General features: G+C 73.4%; 2 protein-coding genes. Both read right to left on the bottom strand.

All coding sequences use genetic code 11. The annotated features are described in order from the left end of the window. The coding region (locus ABZ885_RS40765; RefSeq protein WP_360200207.1) for a hypothetical protein at nt 1-188 on the bottom strand (188 nt) is incomplete at its 3' end. Between the two features lie 164 nt (nt 189-352). Further along, nucleotides 353-1662: PQQ-binding-like beta-propeller repeat protein (locus ABZ885_RS40760; RefSeq protein ID WP_360200205.1), on the bottom strand; the 1310-nt coding region annotated here is incomplete at its 5' end.

The raw sequence follows: 1662 nt of genomic DNA, 5'->3' as shown, positions 1-1662 counted from the left end.
GCGTACGGTCGGCCGCCGCCGACGCCGCCCGCAAGACCGGCCACGGCTGCCGCGCCGTACTTGGCGAGGTCCTCGCGGGCCTTCTCGACCAGGGCGGGGGTAACGTCGCGGCCCGAGGCCATGACCAGGTCCTCGGGGTCGACGGGGTTTTCGGCGCCGGTGTGCAGCAGACGGTCCGGCGTGGGCATGGAGTCGTTGTCACTGATCCTGGACACGAAGTACCTCCGGGGGCGTGGGCCGACCTGCCACCGGGTGGGCGACAGGCCCTCCCTTCGAGTGTGGACCCATTCTGCCTCAGCCTTTTGCCGGACGGGCGCCTGAACGCCCGCTCCCTCCCTGAAATCGGACGGATTCAGCCGCGGGGCGCGTTGCCGTCGGCGGCGATGGCGACCAGTCCGTTCTCGGTCGGGCCGTAGAGCCGGCCGCCGCCGGCCCAGTAGGGCACGGGGGTGACGGAGCTGCCGTTGGGCTTGAACTCGAAGGTCCAGCGGGGGGCTCCGGTCACCGGATCGAGCGCCCGGACCGTGCCGTGGATCCAGATGTAGAGGGTGTCGTCCGCGTAGTGCGCCGCCATGTCCTGGACCACCCCCATGGGGACGGACCCGGACCAGCGGACGGCACCGGTCCGCGCGTCGAAGGCCTGGACGACGGTGCGGGCCTTCGCGTAGTGCGCCCCGAGGGCGTAGACGGTGGCGCCGTCTTCGGACGCCACCACGGCCTGGAAGGCCCACTCCCCGGCCGACTGCCAGACCACCCTGCCGTCGGCCGGGTCGACCGCGTAGAGCCGGTCGGCGAGGTAGAGGAAGTTGCCCGCGGCCGAGCAGTGCCGGCCGTCGAAGAAGTACGGCAGGCTGGGGATCGGAGCGCCGCTGCCGGGGGCCAGCTGCTGCCACAGGCTCTTCCCGCCGTCGGCGGCGTCGAGCGCCTCCAGCCGCCCCGACTTCTGGTACGTGTTGAGATCGGTACCGTACGTCTCCCAGAGCAGGCGGGTACCCGAGGAGGGGAGGTAGAGCCGGGTGGTTTCCAGCACTTGGCGCGGGTGGACGGCCTGCCAGCGGAGCCCGCGGGTCTCCGGGTCCACCGCCCAGACGAAACCGGCGGTGTAGAGGGGCGGGGTCTTGGGGTCGGCCTGGGGGAAGGTGCCGGAGGCCTCCCCGTGGACGTAGACGAGGCCGCCGAGCAGCCCGAGGACCGAGGCGGAGCGGGTGATCCGCAGGTCCGGCCGGGTGAGGGTCCAGGCCACGGTGCCGGTGGCGAGGTCGACGGCCTTGAAGACGTACGTCAGGTCGCTCGGGCCGCCGTACCCCATCACGTAGGCGGTGCCCCCGGCGACGGCCACCGGGCAGTCGCCGGTGCCGACCCCGGACGGGGAGGCGTAGTTGGCCAGCGGTCCCCAGCGGGGCCTGCCGTCGCGGTCGAGTGCCCAGACGCTCTTCATCCCGGCGGCGACGACGGTGTCGCCGTCGCCCGCCACCCGGATCAGCGGCTCGGCGAGCGGCTTCGTCCAGAGCGGGGTCGCGACCACGTTCGTCTCCAGCGAGCGGGTGTAGTCGGTGGGGTCCGTCCTCGGGGTGACGGATGCGGCGGCCCGCGGCTTGTCGCCTCCGCGGCCCGTCCGGGTGAGGAGCAGCGCCGTGCCGCCACCGGCCAGCGCGACGGCGC

The sequence above is a fragment of the Kitasatospora sp. NPDC047058 genome (assembly GCF_040643935.1).
In the GTDB taxonomy this organism is placed as follows: Bacteria; Actinomycetota; Actinomycetes; order Streptomycetales; family Streptomycetaceae; genus Kitasatospora.
This window is presented reverse-complemented; position numbering and strand designations above follow the sequence as displayed.